1 pseudogene is annotated in these 611 nt (G+C 45.5%); it reads right to left on the reverse strand.

Annotated elements, in window-relative coordinates:
* Positions 1-611: pseudogene (locus A3762_RS06270) on the reverse strand (short chain dehydrogenase); the annotation flags it as partial.

Here is a 611-nt window from a genome sequence, read left to right on the forward strand (position 1 = left end):
CGTTGCTAAACCAATGCCTGAAGTCGCACCGGTAATGACACATACCTTACCCTCAACCGTGCCACGTAAAGTGCGATCTTTATATAAGTCAGGATCAAGATTACGCTCCCAGAAATCCCAAATCGGTGCGGAATAAGACTTAAGATCTGGACATTCGATACCAGAGTCACGGAGCACTCGCTCTGTTTCACGCGAATCAAATTTGGTTGGATAGTTGATGAACTCCATCGCTGACTCTGGAACACCAAAGTCGTTTAAGAACGCCGAGGTTAAACGTTTAACTGGCGGCAAGTTCTTAACGCCGTTACGAAGCATTGAAGGGATAAAGTTGAACATTTGCGCATCAATACGCATCGCCATCGTTGGCGCATGACCTGCCTTCGCAAAGATGTTCAAAACTTCACCCAACTTATATGGATCAGGATCTGTTAGATGGAAACACCCGCCATCTTCACCTTCAACATGCGAAATGTACTCTAAAGCATCAACGACAAAATCAACCGGCACGATATTCATTCTGCCGCCTTCAACACCAATCGTTGGCATCCACTGAGGTATTGCACGACGAACTTTTTGAAGCATTTTAAAGAAGTAGTAAGGGCCGTCGATCT

It is taken from the genome of Oleiphilus sp. HI0125 (genome assembly GCF_001635355.1).